Origin of the sequence: Amycolatopsis eburnea, from assembly GCF_003937945.1 — a bacterium.
Classification (GTDB): Bacteria; Actinomycetota; Actinomycetes; order Mycobacteriales; family Pseudonocardiaceae; genus Amycolatopsis; species Amycolatopsis eburnea.
In genome coordinates this window covers 654,653-681,190 of record NZ_RSEC01000060.1, presented here as the reverse complement: position 1 = coordinate 681,190, position 26,538 = coordinate 654,653, and the positions used below count along the sequence as shown (strand labels likewise).

Annotated in this window: 3 protein-coding genes (1 of these 3 running past the window's edge); all 3 read left to right on the top strand. The window is 73.8% G+C overall.

Going from position 1 to position 26,538, the window contains the following annotated elements; genetic code table 11:
* The first annotated feature begins 22 nt into the window (after positions 1-22).
* Complete coding sequence (locus EIY87_RS48725) at positions 23-14,776, top strand: type I polyketide synthase (RefSeq protein ID WP_449657973.1); 14,754 nt, start codon at positions 23-25, stop codon at positions 14,774-14,776.
* Positions 14,777-14,782: 6 nt separating this feature from the next.
* Positions 14,783-23,716, top strand: coding sequence for a type I polyketide synthase (locus EIY87_RS38500; RefSeq protein ID WP_404800132.1), 8,934 nt, complete (start codon positions 14,783-14,785; stop codon positions 23,714-23,716).
* Positions 23,717-23,886: 170 nt separating this feature from the next.
* Positions 23,887-26,538, top strand: partial view of a type I polyketide synthase gene (locus EIY87_RS38495; protein WP_125314848.1) — the 5' end (the start) only. Its footprint extends 11,796 nt past the window's final position; 2,652 of the gene's 14,448 nt are visible here — the first part of the coding sequence; it begins with the start codon at positions 23,887-23,889; its stop codon lies off the right edge, out of view.

Here is a 26,538-nt window from a genome sequence, read left to right as displayed (position 1 = left end):
AACCATGGCCACGCCCGAGAAGGTGCTCGACGCGCTGCGCGCCTCCGTGAAGGAGGCCGAGCGGCTGCGGCGGCAGAACCGGCAGCTCGTCGAGGCCGCGACCGAGCCGGTCGCCATCGTCGCGATGGCCTGCCGGTTCCCCGGCGGGGTGCGCTCGCCGGAAGGGTTGTGGGACCTGGTGGCCCGCGGCGGCGACGCCATCACGGCGTTCCCGGCCAACCGCGGCTGGGACACCGCGACGCTGTTCGACGAAGGCCGCCCGGGCACGACCTACGCGCGAGAAGGCGCTTTCCTGCACGACGCCGACCTCTTCGACGCCGGCTTCTTCGGGATCTCGCCCCGTGAAGCGCTGGCGATGGACCCCCAGCAGCGGCTCCTGCTGGAGACGTCGTGGGAGGCCTTCGAGCGCGCCGGCATCGACCCGGCTTCGGTGCGCGGCAGCCGGACCGGCGTGTTCGTCGGCTCCAACGGCCAGGACTACCTGACCCTGCTGCGTTCCTCGGCCGAGGACGTCGAGGGCTACCTCGGCACCGGCAACGCGGCGAGCGTCGTCTCCGGGCGGCTGTCGTACCTGTTCGGGTTCGAGGGCACGTCGCTGACCGTCGACACGGCGTGCTCGTCGTCGCTGGTCGCGCTGCACCTCGCCGTGCAGGCGCTGCGGCAGGGCGAGTGCGACCTGGCGCTGGCCGGCGGCGCGACGGTGATGGCCACCCCCGGCACGTTCGTCGAGTTCAGCAAGCAGCGCGGCCTCGCCCCGGACGGCCGCGTCAAGGCGTTCGCCGAGGCCGCCGACGGCACCGGCTGGGGCGAAGGCGTCGGGATGCTCCTGGTGGAGCGCCTTTCCGACGCGCGGCGCCACGGCCACGAAGTCCTGGCGCTGGTCCGGGGCTCGGCGGTCAACTCCGACGGCGCGTCCAACGGCCTGACCGCGCCGAACGGCCCGTCCCAGCAACGGGTGATCCGCGCGGCGCTCGACAGCGCCCGCCTGTCCACTTCGGACATCGACGTCGTCGAAGCGCACGGCACCGGTACGACTTTGGGCGACCCGATCGAAGCCCAGGCGCTCCTTGCCACCTACGGCCAGGACCGCACGACGCCGCTGTGGCTCGGTTCGGTGAAGTCGAACATCGGCCACACCCAGGCGGCGGCGGGCGTCGCGGGGATCATCAAGATGGTCATGGCGATGCGGCACGGGGTGCTGCCGCAAACTCTGCACGTCGACGCGCCATCGTCGCATGTGGACTGGTCGGCGGGCGCGGTCGAGCTGCTGACCGAGTCCCGTGAGTGGCCGTCGGTCGACCGGCCGCGGCGGGCCGCGGTGTCGTCGTTCGGCGTCAGCGGCACGAACGCGCACACGATCCTCGAAGCCGTGCCGCCCGCCTCGCCGGTGCCGGCGGAAGCGTCGGTCGGCAGTCTGACGCCGTTCGTGCTGTCGGCCAAGACACCGGAAGCGTTGCGGGCACAGGCTTCGCAGCTCGCGGCAGTGACGGCCGACCCCGCGGACATCGCCCGTACGCTGGCGACGGCCCGGACGGCGTTCGAGCACCGCAGTGTCATCCTCGACTCGACCACGGTCACCGGCGAGGTCCGCGAGGATTCCCGGCTGGCGGTGCTGTTCACCGGCCAGGGCGCCCAACGAGCCGGCATGGGCGAGCAGCTCTACTCCCGCTTCCCCGTCTACGCGGCGGCGTTCGACGAGATCCTCTCGCACTTCACTCCGGACCTCCGCAAGGCCTTCACCACCCAAGACCTCCTCGACCGCACCGAATTCACCCAACCGGCCTTGTTCGCACTCGAGGTCGCCCTCTACCGCCTAGTCGAGTCGTTCGGCATCCGCCCAGATTTCGTAGCGGGCCACTCGATCGGCGAAATCTCGGCCGCCCACGTTGCCGGTGTCCTGTCCCTGGAAGACGCCTGCCGCCTGGTTTCCGCCCGCGCCTCCCTCATGCAGGCCCTCCCGCCCGGCGGCGCGATGGTCTCCATCGCCGCCCCCGAGTCTGAGATCACCCTCACCGAGGGCGTCTCGATCGCCGCGGTCAACGGCCCGGAATCCGTGGTCATCTCCGGCGACGAGTCCGAGGTCCTGGCCATCGCCGCCCAGTTTCCGAAGACCAAGCGCCTCGCGGTCAGCCACGCGTTCCACTCGCCGCTGATGGACCCGATGCTCGACGAGTTCCGCGCGGTCGCGGAGTCACTGGAGCACCGCTCCGCGACGATACCCGTGATCTCGAATGTGAGCGGTGCTCTCGCTGAGCCGTTCACGGCCGACTACTGGGTCCGCCACGTCCGCGAGGCGGTCCGCTTCGCCGACGGCATCGCCACTCTCGAAGCCGAAGGTGTCCAGACCTTCCTGGAGGTGGGACCGGACGGCGTCCTCAGCGCGATGGTGCCGGGCTCCTTCCCGGCCCTGCGCCGCGACCGCGACGAAGAACGGACCCTGCTGACCGCCCTCGCCGGGGTGTGGGTCCACGGCGGCGCCGTCGACTGGGCCGCGTACCTGCCCGCCGGCCCGCGGATCGACCTGCCGACCTACCCGTTCCAGCGGGAACGCTTCTGGCCCACGCCCGCGCCGCAAACCGATGTGGACGTCCCCGCGCTCGCCGCCGAACTCGGCCTGCCCGAAGACACTCTGCGGCCCGCCCTCGATGCCGTGCGCCAACGCCGTGAAGAGGCCACGGCCGCGGACGCCTGGCGGTACCGGGTCACCTGGACCCCGCTGGACCCCGCCGAAGCGGCCGCGCCCCACGGCGACTGCCTCGTCGTCGAGCCGTCCCCGCAGCTGGAAGCCGTCCTCGAGAACTGGCACGGCCGGGTCATCCGGTTCGACGGCTCGCTCGGCGACGCCGAGCCGGTCGTGGTGTTCAGCGGCGCCGGGCTCGGGCGGACCGTCGACCTCGTCCGTGAACTCGACGCCGCCGGGATCGACGCCCCGCTGTGGTGCGTGACGTCCGGGGCCGTGCGCGCCACCGGAACCGACCTCGCGCCGGATCCCGACCAGGCCGCCGTCTGGGGACTCGGCCGCGCGGCCGCGCTCGAACTGCCCGGCCGCTGGGGCGGCCTGATCGACCTGCCGTCCGAAGTGGACTCCGCAACCGCGGCACGGTTCTTCGCTCGGCTGACCGGCGCCGAAGACCAGGTCGCGCTCCGCGCCGAGGGCGACTTCGGACGGCGGCTGGAGCCCGCCGAGCCGGTCGCGGCCCCGGCGTGGACCCCGCGCGGCACCGTCCTCATCACCGGCGGGACCGGGGCGCTGGGCGCGCACGTCGCCCGCCGCCTCGCCCGGGCGGGCGCCGACCACCTGGTGCTGGTCTCCCGCCGGGGCGCCGATGCCCCGGGAGCGGCCGAGCTGGCCGAGGAGCTGGGCGTCCGGGTGACGTTCGCGGCCGGCGACGTCGCCGACCGGGAGTTCCTGGCCGAGCTGGTCGAGCGGGTCAGCCCCGGGCTCACCGCCGTCGTGCACACGGCGGGTGTCGTCCGGTCCGCGCCGCTGTCCGAAGTGGACGGCGCGGACGTGGCCGAGCAGTGGGCGGCCAAGGCGATCGGCGCCCGTCACCTCGACGAACTCCTCGCCGACGCCGACCTCGACGCCTTCGTCCTGTTCTCCTCGATCGCCGGGGTGTGGGGCAGCGGGCAGCAGGCGCTCTACGGCGCCGCCAACGCTTTCCTCGACGCGCTCGCCGAAGGCCGCCGCGCCCGCGGTCTCGCCGCGACGGCCGTGGCGTGGGGGCCGTGGGCCGACGGCGGGATGGCGGCCGACAACGACGCCGAGGACTACCTGCTCCGCCGCGGGCTCCGCGCCCTCGACCCGGGGGTGGCCGTCACGGCGCTGCTGCGGGCCGCGGGCGGCGACACGACCGTCACCTTCGCCGACGTCGACTGGCCGCGGTTCACGGCCGCCTTCACCTCGCGACGGCCGAGCCCGCTGCTGACCGGGATCCCCGCCGTCGCGCCCGAGGCCCCCGCGCCCGGCGGGCTCGTCGGACGGCTGCGCGGGCTGTCCCCGGCCGTCGCCGACGAGGTGCTGCTGCAGCTCGTCCGGGACCAGGCCGCCGCGGTGCTCGGGCACGCGAGCGCGACCGCCGTCGCGCCGGATCGTGCCTTCCAGGAGATCGGGTTCGACTCGCTGACCGCGGTCGAGCTGCGGGACGCCCTGCGTGCGGAGACCGGCCTCGCTCTGCCCGCGACGCTCGTCTACGACTGGCCGACGCCGGCCGCGCTCGCCGGTCACCTGCGGGCCGGCGTCCTCGGCGACGCCGCCACCGAAACCACCGCGACCGTGTCGGCGGTGGCCGACGAGCCGATCGCGATCGTCGCGATGAGCTGCCGGTACGCGGGCGGCATCGCGTCCCCGGAAGACTTGTGGCGCTTGGTGTCCGATGGCGCGGACGCGGTCTCCGGCTTCCCGGCCGACCGTGGCTGGGACCTGGAAAACCTGTACGACGCCGACCCCTCGCGGCTCGGTTCGGTGAGCGTCACCGAGGGCGCTTTCCTCGACGCGGCAGGCGGTTTCGACGCCGGGTTCTTCGGCATCTCGCCGCGTGAAGCACTGGCCATGGACCCGCAGCAGCGCCTCCTGCTGGAGCTGACGTGGGAGGCGTTCGAGCGCGCGGGCATCGACCCGGCTTCGGTCCGGGGCAGCCGGACCGGCGTGTTCGCGGGCACCAACAGCCACGACTACACAACTCTGCTCCTCGGCTCGGCCGACGCCCTCGAAGGGCACATCGCGACCGGCAACGCGGCGAGCGTCGCCTCGGGCCGGCTGGCGTACACCTTCGGACTGGAGGGCCCGGCGGTCTCGGTCGACACGGCGTGCTCGTCTTCGCTGGTCGCGCTGCACCTGGCCGTCCAGTCGCTGCGCCTGGGCGAGTGCTCGATGGCACTGGCGGGCGGGGTCACCGTGATGGCCACGCCGGGCACGTTCGTCGAGTTCAGCCGCCAGCGCGGCCTCGCCGCCGACGGCCGCTGCAAGGCCTTCGCCGAAGCCGCGGACGGCACGGCCTGGGGCGAAGGCGCGGGCCTGGTGCTGCTCGAACGGCTGTCGGACGCCGAACGCAACGGTCACCGCGTGCTGGCCGTGGTCCGCGGTTCGGCGGTCAACCAAGACGGCGCGTCCAACGGCCTCACCGCCCCCAACGGCCCGGCCCAGCAACGCGTCATCCGCGCGGCGCTGGCCGACGCCGGACTGTCCACATCGGACGTCGACGCCGTCGAAGCGCACGGCACCGGAACAACTCTCGGTGACCCGATCGAAGCCCAGGCCCTGCTGGCGACTTACGGCCAGGACCGCGAGACGCCGCTGTACCTGGGCTCGGTGAAGTCCAACATCGGTCACACCCAAGCGGCGGCCGGGGTCGCCGGGGTGATCAAGATGGTCATGGCCATGCGCCACGGCGTCCTCCCGCGGACCCTGCACGTCGACGCGCCGTCGTCCCACGTGGACTGGACGGCGGGTGCGGTCGAGCTGCTGACGGAGTCGCGCGAGTGGATCGCGGACCGGCCGTTGCGGGCCGCGGTGTCGTCGTTCGGCATGAGCGGCACCAACGCCCACACGGTCCTGGAAGCCGTTCCCCAGCCCGAAATCTCGCCGAGCGCCGCATCGGAACCGGTCCCGTGGGTGCTGTCCGCCCGCTCGGCCGACGCCCTGCGCGGCCAGGCGCAGGCGCTGCTCGGGGTGGCGGGCGCTCCGGCGGACATCGGGTTCTCCCTGGTCGCCACCCGGGCTTCCCTGCCGCACCGCGCGGTCGTGGTCGGTGACCTCGTCGAGGGACTGACCGCGTTGGCCGAAGGTGTCCCGGCGGCGAACGTCGTCACCGGCGTGGCCGACGCCCCCGGCAAGGTCGCGCTGGTGTTCCCGGGTCAGGGTTCGCAGTGGGCTGGGATGGCTCTCGAACTGGCGGACTCCGCGCCTGTGTTCGCCGCCCGGCTCGACGAATGCGCGGCCGCGCTGGGTTCCTTTGTGGACTGGGACCTGCGATCGGTGCTCGACGACGCCGTGGCTCTCGATCGGGTCGACGTCGTGCAGCCAGCGTTGTGGGCGGTGATGGTTTCCCTGGCCGAGCTGTGGCGTTCGTTCGGCGTGGTGCCGGACGCGGTCGTCGGGCACTCGCAGGGTGAGATCGCGGCCGCGGTGGTGTCCGGCGCGCTGTCCCTTGAGGATGGTGCTCGCGTGGTCACGTTGCGTAGCAAGGCGATTCTGGCGCTGGCCGGGCAAGGCGGGATGGTCTCGGTGGCCGCGCCGCTCGCCACCGTCGAGCAGCGGCTCACGGACGGGCTGTCGATCGCGGCGGTCAACGGCCCGGCGGCGGTCGTGGTCTCGGGTACGCCGGAGGCCCTCGACGAGCTGATCGCGTCCTGCGAAGCCGACGGCATCCGCGCCAAGCGAGTCCCGGTCGACTACGCCTCTCATTCGGCGCAGGTCGAGCTGCTCCGTGACGAGCTGCGCGAGGTGCTCGCGCCGATCACGCCCCGCGAAGGCGGGATCGCCTTCATCTCCACGGTGACGGGCGAGTGGAACGAAACAGTCGACGCCGAGTACTGGTACACGAACCTGCGCAGCACGGTCCGTCTCGACACCGCGATCGAGCGGCTCAAGAGCGAAGGTTTCGGCACTTTCATCGAAGCCTCGCCGCACCCCGTGCTGACCATGGCACTCGGCGAAGACGTTGTCGCGCTGGGAAGTCTCCGCCGCGACGACGGGGGATTGACCCGCTTCCACACCGCGCTCGCCGAAGCGCACGTCCACGGCATCGCCGTCGACTGGACCCCCGCTTTCCCACACGCCCAGATCGTCGACCTCCCGACGTACGCCTTCCAGCGCAAGCAGTACTGGCCCCGCCCGGCGACCCGCACCGGCGACGCCGCCGGGCTCGGCCTCGGTGCCGTCGAGCACCCGCTGCTCGGCGCCGCGGTCGCCCTCGCCGACGAAGACCGGACCGTCCTCACCGGACGGCTGTCCCGCCAGACCCACCCCTGGCTCGCCGACCACGAAGTCCTCGGCACCGCCCTCCTGCCCGGCACCGCGTTCGCCGAACTCGCGGTCCACGCCGGCGACCACACCGGGTGCGGCACCGTCGAAGAACTCACCCTCGGCGCGCCGCTCGCCGTGCCCGCCACCGGCGGTGTCCAGCTCCAGGTCGCCGTCGAGGCGCCGGGTGAGGACGGCCGCCGCGGCCTGACCATCAGCTCCCGGCCGGACCGGCCCGGTGCCCGCTGGACCCGGCACGCCCAGGGTGTGCTCGCGCCCGGCGCACCGGAACCCGAAACGCTGGAGTGGCCGCCCACCGGCGCGGACGCGCTCGACGTCGAGGCCCACTACGCCGCGCTCGCCGACGCCGGTTACCGCTACGGGCCCGCTTTCCGCGGCCTGCGCGCGGCTTGGCGGCTCGACGGCGACGTCTTCGCGGAGGTGGAGCTGCCGGGCACCGACGCGTTCGCCGTGCACCCCGCCCTGCTCGACGCCGCCCTGCACGCGCTGGGCCTCGGCGAGTTCTTCCCCGACGACGGCCAGGCCCGGCTCCCGTTCGCCTTCACCGACGTCAGCGTGTTCGCCGCCGGGGCCACCGCCCTGCGCGTGCGGCTGAGCCAGGCCGGTCCGAACGCGATGTCGGTCGTGGCCACCGACCCGGCCGGCCGGCCGGTGGCGCGCATCGGATCGCTGGCGTTCCAGGTCGCGTCCACAGTGGACGACGTGCCGGACGCCCTCTTCCGTACGGAGTGGACGCCGGTCACCGCGACTGGCGAGGTGCCCGGATTCGCTTGGCTGTCCGGGGCTCTGGCGGACCTCGCCGAGGTGCCGGACGCCGTCGTCCTGCCGGTCACCGGCGCCGATCCGCACGCCGTGGCCTCGCATGTCCTCGCGACCGCGCAGGACTGGCTGGCGGACGAGCGGTTCGCCGCCGCCCGGCTGGTCGTGCTCACCACCGGCGCCCTCGCCGCACTGCCCGGCGACCCCGTGCCCGGCCTGGCCCAAGCCCCGGCCTGGGGCCTGATCCGCTCGGCCCAGTCGGAAAACCCCGGCCGCTTCGTGCTCCTGGACGTCGACGAGCGGTCCGATCCGGCCGCCGCCATCGGCACCGCGCTGGCGTCCGGCGAACCGCAGCTCGCCGCTCGCGCCGGGACGCTGCTCGCCCCGCGGCTGGCCCGCCCGGCCACCGAACTGACCCTGCCCGCGAACGGATCCTGGCGCGTCGGCACCACCGGCACCGGCACCCTCGACGGCCTCGCGACCCTCCCGGCGCCGGAAGCCGCGGCCGAACTCGGGCCCGACGACATCCGCGTCGAGGTCCGCGCGGCCGGGCTGAACTTCCGCGACGTCCTGATCACGCTCGGGATGTACCCGGGGCAGGCGTTGATGGGCGGCGAGGCCGCCGGCGTCGTCCTCGAGACGGGGGAGCGGGTGCGCGGGCTGGCCGTCGGCGACCGCGTGACCGGGCTCTTCACCGGTGCGCTCGGCCCGGTCGCGGTCACCGACCACCGCCTGGTCACCCCGATGCCGGACGGCTGGAGCTTCGCCGAAGCCGCGTCGGTCCCCGTTGCGTTCGCGACTGCCTACTATGGACTGTTCGACCTCGGTGGCTTGCGGGCGGGCCAGTCCGTGCTCGTGCACGCGGCCGCCGGCGGTGTCGGCATGGCCGCGGTCCAGCTCGCCCGGCACCACGGCGCCGAGGTGTTCGCGACCGCGAGCGCCGGAAAGCACGACGTACTGCGGGAACTGGGTCTCGACCACGTCCACATCGGAGACTCGCGCAGCCTGTCCTTCGAGGACCACTTCCGCGCCGCGACCGATGGGCGCGGGGTCGACGTCGTGCTCGACGCCCTCGCGGGCGAGTTCGTCAACGCCTCCCTGCGGCTGCTGCCGCGCGGCGGCCGGTTCGTCGAGATGGGCAAGTCCGACGTCCGCGACGCCGCCGAAGTCGCCCGCGCCCACGCCGGCGTGCACTACCGGGCCTTCGACCTGATCGAAGCCGGACCCGAACGCCTGCAGGAGATCCTGCGCGAACTCGCCGGGCTGTTCGAAGCCGGCGCGCTCACCCCGCTGCCGCGCCGGACCTGGGACCTGCGGCAGGTGCCGGAGGCGTTCCGGTTCATCAGCCAGGCGCGGCACGTCGGCAAGAACGTCGTCACCGTGCCGCGGCGCCTCGACCCGGACGGCACGGTCCTCGTCACCGGCGGCACCGGCACGCTCGGCGCCCGGATCGCCCAGCACCTGGTGACCGCGCACGGCGTCCGGCGGCTGCTGCTGATCAGCCGCCGCGGCCCGGACGCCCCGGGAGCCGCGGAGCTGGCGAGCGACCTGACCGCGCTGGGCGCCGAGGTGACGATCGCCGCGTGCGACGCCGCCGACCGCGACGCGCTGGCCGAGCTGCTGGCCGACCGCCCGCTGACCGGCGTCGTGCACACCGCGGGTGTCCTGGCCGACGGCCTGCTCACCGGTCTCGACGCGGAGCAGCTCGCGGAGGTGTTGCGGCCCAAGGTCGATGCCGCCGTCAACCTGCACGAGCTGACCCAGGACAGGGACTTGGCGCTGTTCGTGCTGTTCTCGGCCGCCGCGGGCGTGTTCGGCACGGCCGGGCAGAGCAACTACGCGGCCGCCAACACCGCCCTCGACGCGCTGGCCGCGCACCGCCGTTCCCTCGGCCTGCCGGGCGTCTCGCTGGCCTGGGGCCTGTGGGCGGAGGCGAGCGGCATGACCGGTCACCTCGGCGCCGCCGACCTGGCCCGGATGTCGCGGGGCGGCATGACCGGGCTGTCCGACGCCGAAGGGCTGGCCCTGTTCGACGCGGCCGTGGCCCGCGGCGAAACCCTCGCGATCCCGGCCCGGCTCGACCTTTCGGCGGCGAACGGCCCGGTGCCGCCGTTGCTGCGCGGGCTCGTCCGCGCCACCCGCCGGGCCGCCACCGCCGCCACGACGAGCGACGGCGGACTGGCCGCACGGCTGCAGCCGCTCCCCGCGGCCGAGCGCGACCGGCGGCTCCTCGAACTGGTCTGCGACCACGTCGCCGCGGTGCTCGGGCACGACACCGCCGACGAGATCGAACCCGGTCGTTCGTTCGCCGAACTCGGCTTCGACTCCCTGACCGCCGTCGAGCTGCGCAACCGCCTCGGCGCCGCGACCGGCCTGCGCCTCCCGGCGACGCTGGTGTTCGACCACCCGGCCCCGGCGGCGCTCGTGACGCTGCTGCGGACCGAGCTGTTCGGCGGGGCCGCGGAACCGTCCACTCAGGTCGTGACCGTGCCGACGGACAACGACCCGGTCGTCATCGTCGCGATGAGCTGCCGCTACCCGGGTTCCGTCGCCTCGCCCGAAGACCTGTGGTCCCTTGTGGAGGGTGGCGTCGACGCGATCACGCCGTTCCCCACCGACCGCGGCTGGGACCTCGACGGGCTCTACCACCCGGAACCCGGTACGCCGGGCCGCATCTACACGCGCAGCGGCGGTTTCGTGACCGGCGCCGACCGCTTCGACCCGGAGCTGTTCGAGATCGCGCCGCGCGAGGCGCTGACCATGGACCCGCAGCAGCGGCTCCTGCTCGAAGCGACCTGGGAGGCGTTCGAACGCGCCGGCATCGACCCGACGTCGGCGCGCGGCAGCCGGACCGGCGTGTTCGTCGGCGCGGCGACGTCCGGCTACGGCGCGGGCGCGGCCACCGACGGCCTCGAAGGGCACCTGATGACCGGCGGGACGTCGTCGGTGGCGTCGGGCCGGTTGTCGTACGTGTTCGGGCTGGAAGGCCCGTCGCTGACGGTGGACACGGCGTGTTCGTCGTCGCTGGTGGCGTTGCACCTGGCGGTGCAGGCGCTGCGCCGCGGCGAGTGCGACCTGGCGCTCGCGGGCGGTGTGACGGTCATGCCGGCCCCCGGCGTCCTGCTCGCGTTCAGCCAGCAACGCGGCTTGGCCGAGGACGGCCGGGTCAAGGCGTTCGCCGAGGGCGCGGACGGCACCAGCATGGCCGAAGGCGTCGGGTTGCTGCTGGTGGAGCGGTTGTCGGATGCGCGCCGCAACGGCCACGAAGTCCTCGCCGTGGTACGGGGTTCGGCGGTGAACTCCGACGGCGCGTCGAACGGCTTGACCGCGCCGAACGGCCCGTCGCAGCAGCGGGTGATCCGTGCCGCGCTCGCGGATGCCGGGCTTTCGGCGTCCGAAGTGGACGCGGTGGAAGCGCATGGGACGGGGACGAAGCTGGGCGACCCGATCGAAGCGCAGGCCCTGCTGGCGACCTACGGCCAGGACCGCTCGACGCCGTTGTACCTGGGCTCGGTGAAGTCCAACCTCGGGCACACGCAGGCCGCCGCGGGGGTCGCCGGGATCATCAAGATGGTGATGGCGATGCGCCACGGTGTGCTGCCGCGGACACTGCACGTCGACGTGCCTTCGTCCCATGTGGACTGGACGGCGGGCGCGGTCGAGCTGCTGACCGAATCGCGCGAATGGGCCGCCGATCGGCCCTTGCGGGCCGGGGTGTCGTCGTTCGGGATCTCCGGCACCAACGCGCACACGATCCTCGAGCAGGCACCGGACGTGGTCGTGGCGGAGCGCGAGCCGGTGTCCGGGCCGGTGCCGTGGGTGTTGTCGGCGAAGAGCCCGGCTGCGCTGCGGGCGCAGGCCGCCCGGCTGCGCGAGTTCGCCGGTGACGGCGTGCCCGCGGACATCGCGCTGAGCCTGGCCACGACCCGCGCCGACCTCGGCCACCGCGCCGCGGTCGTCGGCGAGACCGTCCCCGAACTCCTCGCCGGGCTGGCCGCGATCGCCGACGGCGACCCGGGCGCGCTCACCGGCAGCGGCAACCCGGGCCGCCTGGCCGTGCTCTTCACCGGCCAGGGTGCCCAGCGCGCGGGAATGGGCCGCGAGCTGTACGCGCGCTTCCCGGTGTTCGCCGCGGCGTTCGACGAGGTCGCGGCGCTGCTGGACACCGACCGGCCGCTGTCCGAAGTGATCGAATCGGACCTGCTCGACCGCACCGGCTACGCGCAGCCCGCGCTCTTCGCCCTCGAAGTCGCGCTGTTCCGGCTCGTCGAGTCCTGGGGCGTCCGGCCGGACTTCGTGGCCGGGCACTCGATCGGCGAACTCGCCGCCGCGCACGTCGCCGGCGTGCTCTCGCTGGCCGACGCGTGCGCGCTGGTCTCCGCCCGGGCGAGCCTGATGCAGGCGCTGCCCGAGGGCGGCGCGATGGTCGCGATCGGCGCACCCGAGGCCGATGTCCGGGCCGAGCTGCCCGCCGAAGGCGTCGGCATCGCGGCGGTCAACGGTCCTCGCAGCACGGTGATCTCGGGCGACGAGACCGCCGCGCTCGCCGTCGCCGCGGAGTTCGCGGGACGCGGGGTCAAGACCAAGCGGCTGCGCGTCAGCCACGCCTTCCACTCGCCGCTGATGGACCCGATGCTCGACGAGTTCCGCGCCGTCGCCGAGTCGTTGGAGCACCGCCCCGCGACGATACCGGTGATCTCGAATGTGAGCGGTGCTCTCGCCGAGCCGTACACCGCGGAGTACTGGGTGCGGCACGTGCGGGAAGCCGTCCGGTTCGGCGACGCGGTGAAGACCCTGGCCGAGCAGGGCGCGAGCACCTTCCTCGAACTCGGCCCCGACGGCGTGCTGTCCGCGATGGCGGCCGAGAGCACTGATCTCCCTTCGGTGCCCACGCTCCGCGCCGGCGAGGACGAGCCGAGAGCAGTGCTCACGGCGTTCGCCCGGCTGCGCGTCGCCGGCTTCCCGCTCGACGTCGCCGCGGTGCTCGACGGCGCCCGGCGGACCGCGCTGCCGACCTACGCCTTCCAGCGGTCGCGGTTCTGGCTCGAGCCCGCGCCCCCGGCGGAAGGGGACAGCCGGTTCTGGGCCGCGGTCGACGCGGGCGACCTCGCCCTCGACGACCACGCCATGGCGGCGCTCGACCGCTGGCGCTCGTCGTCCACTGTGGACGCCTGGCGCTACCGCGTCACCTGGCGCCCGCTGGCCGAGACCACCGGACGGCTGACCGGCCGCTGGCTCGTCCTCGGCGTGGACGGCCCCGCCCGCGAAGTGGCGCAAGCGCTGGCCGCGCACGGCGCCGAGCCGGTGACCGAGTCCGGTCCCCGCGACCGGGCCGCGCTGACGACGCTGCTGCGTGAGCACGCCGACGTCGAAGGAGTCGTGTCGCTGCTGGCCGTCGACGCCGACGCGGAAGCCGGGCTCGCCGCCAACCTGGTGCTGACCCAGGCGTTCGCCGACTCCGGCGTCCCGGCCCGCCTGTGGTGCCTCACGCGGGGCGCGGTCAAGGACGTGACCCGGCCCGGCCAGGCGACGACCTGGGGCTTCGGCCGGATCGCGGCCCTGGAGCTGCCGTCCGGCTGGGGTGGCCTCGCCGACCTGCCGGAGACGCTCGACGCCGCGGCCGGGGCCCGGCTCGCGGCCGTGCTCGCCGACGGCACCGAGGACGAGGTCGCCATCCGCCCGGACGGCGTCTTCGCCCGGCGGCTCGCGCCCGCCCCCGCCGGGGCGACGCGGGACTGGCGGCCGCGCGGCACGGTGCTGGTCACCGGCGGCACCGGCGCGCTCGGCGCGGCCGTTGCCCGCGAACTCGCCGCCACCGGCGCCGAACACCTCGTGCTCACCGGCCGTCGCGGCGCGAAGGCGCCCGGTGCGGCCGAGCTGGCCTCGGAACTGTCCGCCCTCGGCGTCCGCGTCACCCTCGCCGCCTGCGACGCGGCCGACCGGGACGGCCTCGAGAAGGTCATCGCGGCCATCCCGGCGGACCTGCCGCTGACCGCGGTGGTGCACGCCGCCGGCACCGGCCAGAACGGTCCGATCCCGGCGATCACGCCCGGGGAAGTCACGGCGGTGCTGGCCGGGAAGGTGGCCGGCGCGCGGCACCTCGACGAGCTGACCCGCGACCGCGACCTGGACGCGTTCGTGCTGTTCTCGTCGATCTCCGGCGTCTGGGGCAGCGGTGAGCAGGCGGTTTACGGTGCGGCGAACGCGTTCCTCGACGCGCTCGCCGAAGAACGCCGTGGCCGCGGGCTCACCGCGACCGCGATCGCCTGGGGCCCGTGGGCCGAGTCCGGGATGGCCGCCGACGACGACGCGGTGCGGATGCTGCGCGGGCGCGGGCTGCCGCCGATGGACCCCGCGCTCGGCGTCACGGCCTTCCGCCGGGCGCTCGCCGCCGACGACACCGCCGTCGTGGTCGCGGACGTCGACTGGGCCCGGTTCGCGCCGGTGTTCACCGCCGCCCGGCCCCGGCCGGTGCTGGCCGACCTCCCGGCGGTGCGGGCCGCGCTCACCGAAGCCGAGCCCGAGGAGACCGGGTTCGCTTCGATGTCCACTGTGGACCGGCCGAAGGCGCTCCTCGCTCTGGTCTTGGAGCAGGTCGCGGGCGTGCTCGGGCACACGGCGCAGGCGATCGGGCCCGAGCGCGCCTTCAAGGAGCTCGGCTTCGACTCGCTGATGGCGGTCGAGCTGCGCAACCGGCTCGCGGCCGGCACCGGGCTGAGCCTGCCGGCGTCGCTGGCCTTCGACCACCCGACCGCGGCCGACCTGGCCGAGGAGCTGGACCGGCGGCTCGGCGGCGGCGAACCGACCGGCGTCCGGCTCCTCGACGAGCTGGACCGGCTGGAAGCCGCGTTCGAGACCGTCACCGAGGCAGATCTGGATGGGATCTCCGCGCGCGGCGAGGTCACCGCGCGGCTGAAGGGTTTCCTCGCGCGCTGGAGCGACCTGGCGGGCGAGACCGGTGGCACCGACCTCGGCGGCGCCAGCGACGACGAGCTCTTCGACTTCATCGACACCACCTTCCGGACTTCGTGAAAGACAGTGGGAGCCATGGCCAACGAGCAGAAACTCCGTGACTACCTCAAGTTCGTCACGGCCGATCTGAAGGACACCCGCGACCGGCTCGCCGACGTCGAGGCCCGGGACCGGGAGCCCATCGCGATCGTGGCCATGAGCTGCCGCTACCCCGGCGGCGTCAGCTCGCCCGAGGACCTGTGGCAGCTGGTCGAAACCGGCACCGACGCGATCGGCGGCTTCCCGTCCGACCGCGGCTGGCCGCCGGGTGCGTTCCAGGGCGGATTCCTTTACGGCGCGGGCGAATTCGACGCCGGGTTCTTCGGCATCTCGCCCCGCGAGGCCCTCGCCATGGACCCGCAGCAGCGCCTGCTGCTGGAGACGTCGTGGGAGCTGCTGGAGCGGGCGGGGATCGCGCCGAAGTCGTTGAAGCGCAGCAGCACCGGGGTGTTCATCGGCGGGGCCGCGTCCGGCTACGGCGGCGACGCGGGCGGGGACGAGGAGGTCGCGGGCTACCTGCTCACCGGCACCGCGGGCAGCGTGCTGTCCGGACGGCTGTCCTACCACCTCGGGCTGGAGGGCCCGTCGGTCACGATCGACTCGGCGTGCTCGTCGTCGCTGGTCGCCTTGCACCTGGCCGCGCAGGCGCTGCGGCGCGGGGAATGCACGCTGGCGATCGCCGGTGGCGTGACGGTGATGGCCACCCCGGGCACGTTCGCCGAGTTCGACCGCCAAGGCGGCCTCGCGGCCGACGGGCGCTGCAAGGCCTTCTCCGACGCGGCCGACGGCACCGGCTGGGCCGAGGGAGCCGGCATGCTGCTGGTCGAGCGCCTGTCGGACGCCCGGCGCCACGGCCACCCGGTGCTCGCGGTCCTGCGCGGCTCGGCGGTGAACTCCGACGGCGCGTCGAACGGCCTCACCGCCCCCAACGGCCCCTCCCAGCGCCGCGTGATCACGGCCGCCCTCGCGGCGGCGCGCCTGTCCACATCGGACGTCGACGTCGTCGAAGCGCACGGCACGGGGACCTCGCTCGGCGACCCGATCGAGGCACAGGCGCTGCTCGAAACCTACGGCCAGGACCGGGAAGCGCCGCTCTGGCTGGGTTCGGTGAAGTCCAACATCGGCCACACGCAGTCGGCGTCCGGCGTGGCGGGCGTGATCAAGATGGTCCAGGCCATGCGACACGGCGTGCTGCCCCGCACGTTGCACGCCGACTCGCCATCGTCCCAAGTGGACTGGTCCGCGGGCGCGGTACGCCTCCTCACCGCGGCCCGCGAGTGGCCGTCCGACCGCCCCCGCCGGGCGGCGGTGTCGTCGTTCGGGATCTCGGGTACGAACGCCCACGTGATCCTCGAAGGAGTGGAACCGGCCGAGCCGACGGTGACCGAGGTGACCGCCCCGGTCCCGTGGCCGATCTCGGCCCGAGGTGCGGATGCGTTGCGTGCACAGGCTTCGGCGCTGATGCCCTTCGCGGACGCCTCCCTGCCGGACGTGGGAGCGGCGCTGTTGAACGGCCGCACGGCCTTCGAGGACCGGGCTGTCGTGTTCGGTGATTCGGCCGCCGAGATGCGGACCGGACTCGAAGCCCTCGCGGCCGGCGGGAGCGCTCCGAACCTGGTGCAAGGCACCGTCGCGCCGGGTGGGCTGGCGGTGCTGTTCACCGGCCAAGGTGCGCAGCGGTCCGGCATGGGTATGTCCCTCTACTCCCGCTTCCCGGTCTACGCGGAGGCGTTCGACGAGATCCTCTCTCACTTCACTCCGGACCTCCGCGAGGCCTTCACCACCCAAGACCTGCTGGACCGCACCGAATTCACCCAACCGGCCTTGTTCGCCCTCGAGGTCGCCCTCTACCGCCTGGTCGAGTCGTTCGGCATCCGCCCAGACTTCGTAGCAGGCCATTCAATCGGCGAAATCTCCGCAGCCCACGTAGCAGGCGTCCTCTCGCTCGAAGACGCCTGCCGCCTGGTCGCCGCCCGCGCCTCCCTCATGCAGTCCCTCCCCATGGGTGGCGCAATGGTCTCCATCGCCGCCCCCGAGTCTGAGATCACCCTGACCGACGGCGTCTCCATCGCCGCCGTCAACACCCCCGAGTCAGTAGTCATCTCCGGCGACGAAGCCGCCGTGCTGGCCATCGCCGCCCAGTTCCCGAAAACCAAGCGCCTCGCCGTGAGCCACGCGTTCCATTCGCCGCTGATGGACCCGATGCTGGAGGACTTCCGCGTGGTCGCCGAGTCGTTGGAGCACCGCCCCGCGACGATACCGGTGATCTCGAATGTGAGCGGTGCTCTCGCCGAACCGTTCACGGCCGACTACTGGGTCCGCCACGTTCGCGAGGCGGTCCGCTTCGCCGACGGCGTCGCCACGCTGCAAGCCGAGGGCGTCGGCGTGTTCCTCGAGCTGGGCCCCGACGCGGTGCTGAGCGCGATGATCGACGGCGGAACCGTGAGCAGTGCTCTACGACGAGACCGCTCCGAAGAGAGAGCACTGCTCACAGCGCTGAGCACTGTTCACGTCCACGGCGTGAACGTCGACTGGACCTCGTTCCTGCCCACCGAAGCCCGCGCCGAACTGCCGACCTACGCCTTCCAGCGGCAGCACTACTGGCTCACCGGCACCGCCGACGTGTCCACAGAGGACAAAGCGTTCTGGGCGGCGGTCGAGAGCGCGGACACGGGCGACCTCGCCGTCGCGCTCGGCCTCGACCAGGACCTCGCGGCGGCCGTGCGGCCGGCGCTGTCCGCCTGGCGGCACCGCAGCCGCCGGGACCGCGCCGTGGCCGGCTGGCGGTACCGCGCCGAGTGGACGCCGATCACCCCCGAGCCCGGGACTCCGGGACAGTGGCTGCTGGTCGCGCCGCCGGGCGACGAAACCGCGGCCCGGCTGGAAGTTCTGCTCACCGGCGTCGTGCCACTGACCACCGTGGGCGAGTCCCGCGCCGAGTTGGCCGAACGGCTGCGCGAGGCCGGTGACGACTGGACCGGCGTGCTGTCCATCGGCGGGGACGTCGCGACAACAACGCTCCTCCTCCAAGCCCTCGGCGACGCGGAAATCACCGCACCGCTGTGGTGCCTGACCACCGCGTCACCGGACCAATCCGGAATCTGGGGCCTCGGCCGCAGCGCCGCACTGGAGGTCCCCGAACGCTGGGGCGGCCTCATCGAACTCCCCGCCGAGCTGGACGAACGCGCCGCCGCCCGGCTCCTCGCCGTGCTCGGTGGCGGCGAAGACCAGGTGGCCGTGCGCGCGTCCGGAGTCTTCGGGCGGCGGCTCGTGGCCACCCCGGCCGAAGGCGCGCCGGACTGGCGGTGGCGGGGCACGGTCCTCGTCACCGGCGGGACCGGCGCGCTCGGCGCCCGCGTCGCCCGGTGGGCGGCGGCGAACGGCGCCGAGCGGCTCGTCGTCACCTCCCGCCGCGGCCCCGACGCCCCGGGCGCGGCCGAACTGGCCGCCGAGCTGACCGCGGCCGGCACCCCGACGACCGTCGAAGCCTGCGACGTCGCCGATCGTGACGCCGTGGCCGCGCTCCTCGAGCGGATCCCGGACCTCCGCGCGGTGGTCCACACCGCCGGCGTGCTCGACGACGGCGTCCTCGACACGCTGACCCCGGAGCGCCTCGCGCGGGTCGCGGCGGCCAAGGTCGACGGTGCGCGCCACCTCGACGAACTGACCCACGACCTCGACGCCTTCGTGCTGTTCTCCGGGCTCGCCGGCACCCTCGGCGCGGCCGGGCAGGCGGGCTACGCCGCGGCCAACGCCCGGCTCGACGCGCTCGCCGAGACGCGCCGCGCCGCCGGCCGGCCCGCGCTGGCCGTGGCGTGGGGACCGTGGGACGGCGGCGGGATGGCGGACGACGGCGTCACCGCCCGCCTCGGCGCGGCGGGCCTCCGCCCGCTCGACCCGGACCTCGCGCTCACCGCGCTCGGCGGCGCGCTGGCCGCCGGGGACACGACGGTGGCGATCGCCGACGTCGACTGGGCGGTGTTCGGCCCGGCGTTCACCGCGGCCCGGCCGAGCCCGCTGCTCGCCGAGCTGGCGCCGCCCGCCGAGGCGCCCGTCGTCGTCGAATTCACCGCCGCCGGCGTGCTGAACCTCGTCCGCGAGCACGTCGCCGCGGTGCTCGGGCACGCATCGGCCGCCGCGGTCGACCGCGACCGCGCGTTCAGCGACCTCGGCTTCACGTCGTTGTCGGCGGTCGAACTCCGCAACCGGCTGCGCGCCGCCACCGGGCTCGACCTGCCCGCCACCCTGACCTACGACCACCCCGACCCGGCCACGCTCGCCCGGCACCTGCACGGCCTGCTCGCCGGTTCGGCCGCCGGCCCGGACACGACGGCGGCCGGCGGAGCGGGCGACGACGAGCCGATCGCGATCGTGGCGATGGCGTGCCGGTTCCCGGGCGAGGTCCGGTCGCCGGAAGACCTGTGGGACCTCGTCGCGCGCGGCGCCGACGCGCTGTCCGCCCCGCCCGCCGACCGCGGCTGGCCGTCCGGCCTCGCCGCCGTCCGGCCGGGCGGATTCCTCAGCGGGGCAACGGATTTCGACGCCGAACTCTTCGGCATCTCGCCCCGCGAGGCCCTCGCCATGGACCCGCAGCAGCGGCTGCTGCTGGAAACGTCGTGGGAGCTGTTCGAACGCGCCGGTCTCGACCCGCGTTCACTGCGCGGCGAACGGATCGGCGTTTTCGCCGGCACCAACGGCCAGGACTACCCGGCGCTGCTCACCGACGCGGGCGAGGAGGTCGCGGGCTACGTCGGCACGGGCAACGCGGCGGCGGTCGTCTCCGGCCGGATCGCCTACGCGTTCGGGCTGGAGGGCCCGGCGGTCACTGTGGACACGGCGTGCTCGTCGTCGCTGGTGGCGGTGCACTGGGCGCGGCAGGCGTTGCGGGCGGGCGAATGCTCGATGGCCATCGCGGGCGGCGTCACGGTGATGTCGACGCCGGGTGCTTTCGTGGAGTTCGACCGGCAAGGCGGCCTCGCCCCGGACGGCCGCATCAAGGCGTTCGCCGACGGCGCGGACGGCACCGGCTGGGGCGAAGGCGTCGGCCTGCTGCTGGTGGAGCGGTTGTCGGACGCGCGCCGCAACGGTCACGAGGTCTTGGCCGTGGTGCGGGGTTCGGCGGTGAACTCGGATGGCGCGTCGAACGGCTTGACCGCGCCGAACGGTCCTTCGCAGCAACGCGTGATCCGTGCCGCGCTTGCGGATGCCGGGCTTTCGGCGTCCGAAGTGGACGCCGTGGAAGCGCATGGGACGGGGACGAAGCTGGGCGACCCGATCGAAGCGCAGGCGCTGCTCGCGACTTACGGCGCGGAGCGCGACGAGCCGCTGTGGCTGGGTTCGGTGAAGTCCAACCTGGGGCACACGCAGGCCGCCGCCGGAGTTGCCGGGATCATCAAGATGGTCATGGCGATGCGCGCCGGTGTGCTGCCGCAGACGTTGCACGTCGACGCGCCCTCGTCCCATGTGGACTGGACGGCCGGAGCGGTGGAACTGCTGACCGAGGCGCGGAAGTGGCCGTCGGACCGGCCGCGGCGGGCGGCTGTCTCGTCGTTCGGGATCTCGGGGACGAACGCGCACACGATCCTCGAGCAGGCACCCGAGGAGGCGGTCGTCCACGACACCGCTCCGGCCGGGGTGCTGCCGGTGGTGGTTTCGGCGCGGACCGAGGAGGGTGTGCGCGCCCAGGCCCGCCGGTTGCTGGCCGCCGAACGCGGTGCGCTGCCGGACGTGGCTTTTTCCTTGGCGACGGGCCGTGCGGCGTTGTCACGGCGGGCGGCTGTGCTCGCCGCGGATGATGCCGAGCTGGTCCGCGGGCTGACCGCGCTGGCGGACGGTGCGCCGGATCCTTCCGTGGTGCGCGGGGACGCCGTGCCGGGGCCGCTCGCTGTGCTGTTCACCGGTCAGGGTGCGCAGCGGGTCGGGATGGGGCAGGGTTTGTACGACCGCTTTCCCGTCTACGCCAAGGCTTTCGACGAGATCCTCACGCACTTCCCCCCTGGCCTCCGTGAGGCCTTCGCCGATCCCGAGCTGCTGGATCGCACCGAGTTCACCCAGCCCGCGCTGTTTGCGGTCGAGGTCGCTCTTTATCGCCTGGTCGAGTCCTTCGGCGTTCGCCCGGATTTCGTGGCGGGGCACTCGATCGGCGAAATCTCGGCGGCGCACGTGGCCGGCGTACTGTCCCTTGAGGACGCTTGCCGGCTGGTGAGCGCCCGCGCGTCGCTGATGCAGGCTCTCCCGGCCGGTGGCGCGATGGTCTCGATCGCCGCTCCCGAGTCGGCCATCACGCTCACCGAGGGCGTCTCGATCGCCGCGGTCAACGGCCCCGAGTCGGTGGTCGTCTCCGGCGACGAGGCCGAGGTGCTCGCGATCGCGGCGCAGTTCCCCAAGACGAAGCGGCTCACGGTGAGCCACGCGTTCCACTCACCGTTGATGGACCCGATGCTCGACGAGTTCCGCGCGGTGGCGGCGTCCTTGGAGCATCGCTCTGCGACGATACCCGTGATCTCGAATGTGAGCGGTGCTCTCGCTGAGCCGTTCACCGCGGACTACTGGGTCCGGCACGTGCGTGAGGCGGTCCGGTTCGCGGACGGGGTCGCGACGTTGGAAGCCGCCGGTGTGGGGGTGTTCCTGGAGCTGGGGCCCGACGGCGTGCTCAGCGCGATGGTGCCGGGTACGGCCGTGGCGGTGCTGCGGCGGGACCGCGAGGAAGCTCGGACGTTCTTCACCGCCTTGGCCCGGATCCACACCGCCGGTGTCCCGGTGGACTGGACGTCGCTGCCCGGGCACCGGATTCCCCTGCCCACGTACGCTTTCCAGCGCGAACGGTTCTGGCCCGCCCCGGCCGCACGCCCCGTCGGCGGCGAGGTCGACGCCCAGTTCTGGGCGGCGGTCGACCGCGCGGACGCGGCCGGTCTGTCGGCCGGGACCGGAGTGCCGGAGCCGGATGTGGCGAAGGTGCTGCCGGCGCTGGCGTCGTGGCGCCGGGAGCGGGCCGAGACCGCGGTGACGGACTCCTGGCGCTACCGGGTGACCTGGGTCCCGATCGCGGACCCGGCTCCGGAACGTCTCGGGACCGCCTCGGGCGCGGCTCCGGCGGCCGCGGCTCGCCAGCTGGCAACCTCCGGTGCGGGCGCCGATCGCCACCTGGCCATCTCCGGTGCGGCCGCCGATCGCGATGTGGCCACCTCCGCTGCGGCTTCGGATCGCCTCGGGGTCGCTTCCGGTGCGACCCCGGCGGCCGCGGATCGTCCCGTCGGCGGTGCGACGGCGGGCCGCCGCGTAGCCGTCGCGGCCTCCGGTGCGGCCCGGCGCTGGGCCGACGCGCTCGGCCTCCCCGTCGTCGAGCCGCGGGAAATCGACGCGGCCGACCACGTGATCCTGATCGCGGCCCCAGGCGACAACGCCCTCACCACCGCCATGACCCTGGCCAGGTCCGACCTCACTGCGCCGTTGTGGTGCGTAACCCTCGGCGCGCTGGAGACCCCCGCCCTGGCCGCCCTCTGGGGCTTCGGGCGCGCACTGGCCCTGGAGACCCCCGACCGCTGGGGCGGCCTCGTCGACGTCCCCACCGACCCCGACGAACAGCAAGTCGCCCGCCTACAAGCCATCCTGACCGGCTCCACCGGCGAGGACCAGCTCGCCCTCCGCCCCTCAGGCGTCTTCGCCCGCCGCCTGGTCCGCGCCCCACAGCCCACCCCGTCGTGGACGCCCAGCGGGACCGTCCTCATCACCGGCGGCACCGGCGCACTGGGCACCGCCGTGGCGCGTTGGGCCGCCCAGGCCGGGGCCGAACACCTGGTCCTCCTCAGCCGCAGCGGCCTCGCCGCACCCGGTGCCGAAGCGATCGCCGACGAACTGGGCGCGACCGTCCTGGCCTGCGACGTCGGCAACCGCGCCGACCTCGCCCGGACCCTCGAACAGCTCCCGAAGATCACCGCCGTCGTGCACGCGGCCGGGGCCGGGCAGGCCACCGCCTTCGCCGACCTCGACGACGCCGAGTTCCACCGGATCCGGGAAGCCAAGGTCGCCGGGGCCCGGCACCTCGACGAACTCCTCGGTGACGACCTCGAAGCCTTCGTCCTCTTCTCCTCCATCGCCGGGGTCTGGGGCAGCGGCGGCCAAACCGCCTACGCCGCCGCCAACGCCGAACTCGATGCCCTCGCGGACCAGCGCCGGGCGAAGAACCGGGTGGCCACCGCCATCGCCTGGGGCCCCTGGGCCGAGGGCGGGATGGCCGCCGACCCCGCCGCGCAGGAGCACCTCCGGCGGCGCGGCCTCGTGACCCTCCCGCCGGACAAAGCGATCGCCGCGCTGCGGCGGGCCGGGGACGAGAACGTCGTCGTCGCGGACGTCGACTGGGCGAAGTTTGTCCCGGCCTTCACCGCCACGCGCCCGAGCCGCCTGCTCGCCGAGCTGCCCGAGGCGCGGGTCGACGAGCCGCACGCGGTCGCCGGCCAGGGGGAGGGGTTCCGGGCGAAGCTCGCCGGGCTCGCGCCGGCCGAGCAGCTCGCCGAGCTGGTCGGCCTGATCCGGACCGAGGCCGCGCACGTCCTCGGCCACGCCACGACCGCCGCCGTGGATCCGCAGCGGGCCTTCACCGAACTCGGGTTCGACTCGCTCACCGCCGTCGAACTGCGGGGCAGGCTCGCCGCGGAAACCGGCCTCGAGCTGCCCGCCACGCTCGTCTTCAACCACCCCAACGCGACCGCGCTCGCCGAACACCTGCGCGCGGAGCTGGGCGACGACACCCCGAGCGTGCTGGCCGAGCTGGAGCGGCTGGAGACGGCGCTTGCCGGCGGCGAACCCGACCGGCTGACGCGCGGCGAGCTGACCGTCCGGCTGCAGGCCCTGCTGAGCCGGTACGCCGAGCCGCCGGCCGTCCCGGCACCCGCGAGCGGCCTGGAATTCGCCGACGACGACGCGCTCCTCGAATTCATCAACAATGACCTCGGGAAATTGTAGAAGCAATTCTTCGAATAAAACCCGCCCCCGGCAAGGGGGCGGGTTTTCCCTGTGTAGGGGCCCCTTTAAGGGGCATCATTAGGGGTTGTAGGGCCAAAAAAGGTCCCATAGCCTGCAGATTGATCCCCGGGGTTCCGCAGTTCGCTGGAGAAAAGGCTGGTGGCACTTACATGGCCGACGAGGAGACGCTGCGCGAGCACCTCAGGTGGGTCACGACCAACCTGCACCAGACGCGCCAGCGGCTGCAGGCCGTCGAGGACGCCGAGCAGGAGCCGATCGCGATCGTCGGCATGGGGTGCCGGCTGCCCGGGGGCGTCCGGTCGCCGCAGGACCTGTGGGACCTGGTCGCCGCGGGTACCGACGCCGTCACCGGGTTCCCGGAGAACCGCGGCTGGGACCTCGACGCGCTCCGCGACCCCGACCCCGACCGGCCCGGCACCTCGCACACCGCGTCCGGCGGGTTCCTGCACGACGTCGCCGACTTCGACGCCGGGTTCTTCGGCATCTCCCCGCGCGAAGCCCTTGCCATGGACGCCCAGCAGCGGCTACTGCTGGAGACGACCTGGGAGGCCATCGAACGCGCCCGCATCGACCCCGCTTCGCTGGCCGGCACGGAAACCGGCGTCTTCGTCGGCAACACCGGCCAGGACTACGCGAACCTCATGCGCGGCGCCGGCGACGCCGTCGAAGGGCACCTGCTGACCGGCACCGCCACCGCCGTCGTCTCCGGGCGGCTCGCCTACTTCCTCGGTCTCACCGGCGCCGCCGTCACGGTCGACACCGCGTGCTCGTCGTCGCTCGTCGCGCTGCACTGGGCGTGCCACGCGCTGCGCCGCCGCGAGTGCTCGCTCGCCCTCGCCGGCGGCGTGACCGTGCTGTCCACGCCGGCGGCGTTCGTCGCGTTCAGCCGTCAGCGCGGACTCGCCGCCGACGGCCGCTGCAAGTCCTTCGCCGAGGCCGCCGACGGCACCGGCTGGGGCGAGGGCGCCGGCATGCTGGTGCTGGAACGCCTGTCCGACGCGCAGCGCAACGGCCACCCCGTGCTCGCCGTCGTCCGCGGCTCGGCGGTCAACCAGGACGGCGCGTCCAACGGCTTGACCGCGCCCAACGGCCCCGCGCAGGAACGCGTGATCACCGACGCGCTGGCGAGCGCGCGGCTGTCGGCGAAGCAGGTCGACGCGGTCGAGGCGCACGGCACCGGCACCACCCTCGGCGACCCGATCGAGGCGCAGGCCCTGCTGGCCACCTACGGCCGCGCCCGCGGCAGCGACGACCCGCTGTTCCTCGGCTCGCTGAAGTCGAACGTCGGCCACACGCAGGGCGCCGCGGGTGTCGCCGGCGTGATCAAGATGGTCATGGCGATGCGCAACGGCGTCCTCCCGCAGACCCTGCACGTCGATGCCCCGACCTCGCACGTCGACTGGGCGTCCGGCGGCGTCCGGCTGCTCACCGAGGCCCGGCCGTGGCCGGAGACCGGGGAGCCGCGTCGCGCGGGCGTGTCCGCCTTCGGCATGAGCGGCACCAATGCGCACGCGATCCTCGAAGCCGCCCCGGCCACCGAGGAACCCGAAGCCGTCGCGGCCGGTCCGGTGCCGTGGGTGCTGTCCGCGCGGACCGCCGAGGCGCTCCAGGCGCAAGCCGCCGCACTGGCCGCGCACCACAATGCCAACGCCGCCGACACCGGGTTTTCGCTGGTCACGACCCGCACGGCGTTCCCGCACCGTGCGGTCGTCGTCGGCGACCTCCACGCCGGGCTGACCGCGCTCGCCGAGGGCACTCCCGCGGCGAACGTGGTCACCGGGGAAGCCGCCGCGCCGGGCAAGGTCGCGCTGGTCTTCCCGGGCCAAGGGTCTCAGTGGGCGGGGATGGCCCTCGAACTGGCGGCGGCGTCGCCGGTCTTCGCGGCCCGGCTCGACGAGTGCGGCGCGGCGCTGGAGTCCTTTGTGGACTGGCGGCTCCGCGACGCGCTGGCCGACGCGGAAGCGCTGACCCGGGTGGACGTCGTGCAACCGGCGTTGTTCGCCGTGATGGTCTCGCTCGCGGAACTGTGGCGTTCGTTCGGTGTGATCCCGGACGCGGTCGTCGGGCATTCGCAGGGTGAGATCGCGGCCGCGGTGGTGTCGGGCTCGCTGTCCCTTGAGGACGGTGCGCGTGTGGTTACTTTGCGCAGCAAGGCGATCCTCGCACTGGCCGGAGGTGGCGGGATGGTGTCCGTCGCCGCCTCCCTCGAAACCGTCGAGGAGCGGCTGATCGACGGGGTTTCCGTCGCGGCGGTGAACGGTCCGTCGGCCGTGGTGGTCTCCGGGACGCCGGAAGCCCTGGACGAGTTCATGGCCGCTTGCCGCGCCGACGACATCCGGGTCAAGCGGGTCCCGGTGGACTACGCCTCGCATTCGCCGCAGGTCGAGCAGCTCCGTGACGAGCTGCTTGAGGTGCTGGCGCCGATCGCTCCGCGCACCGGCGAAATCGCCTTCATCTCCACCGTGACCGGCGAGTGGAACGAGACGGTCGACGCCGAGTACTGGTACACGAATCTCCGCAGCACGGTCCGTCTCGACACGGCGATCGAGCGGCTCAAGAGCGAAGGTTTCGGCACGTTCATCGAGGCGTCCCCGCACCCGGTCCTCACCATGGCACTCGGGGAAGACGTCATCGCGCTCGGAAGTCTCCGCAGGGACGACGGCGGGCTGACCCGCTTCCACACCGCGCTCGGCGAAGCGTACGTCCACGGCGTCGCCGTCGACTGGACCCCGGCCTTCCCCGGCGCCCGCACCACCGACCTCCCGACCTACGCCTTCCAGCGCGAACGCTTCTGGCCCGAC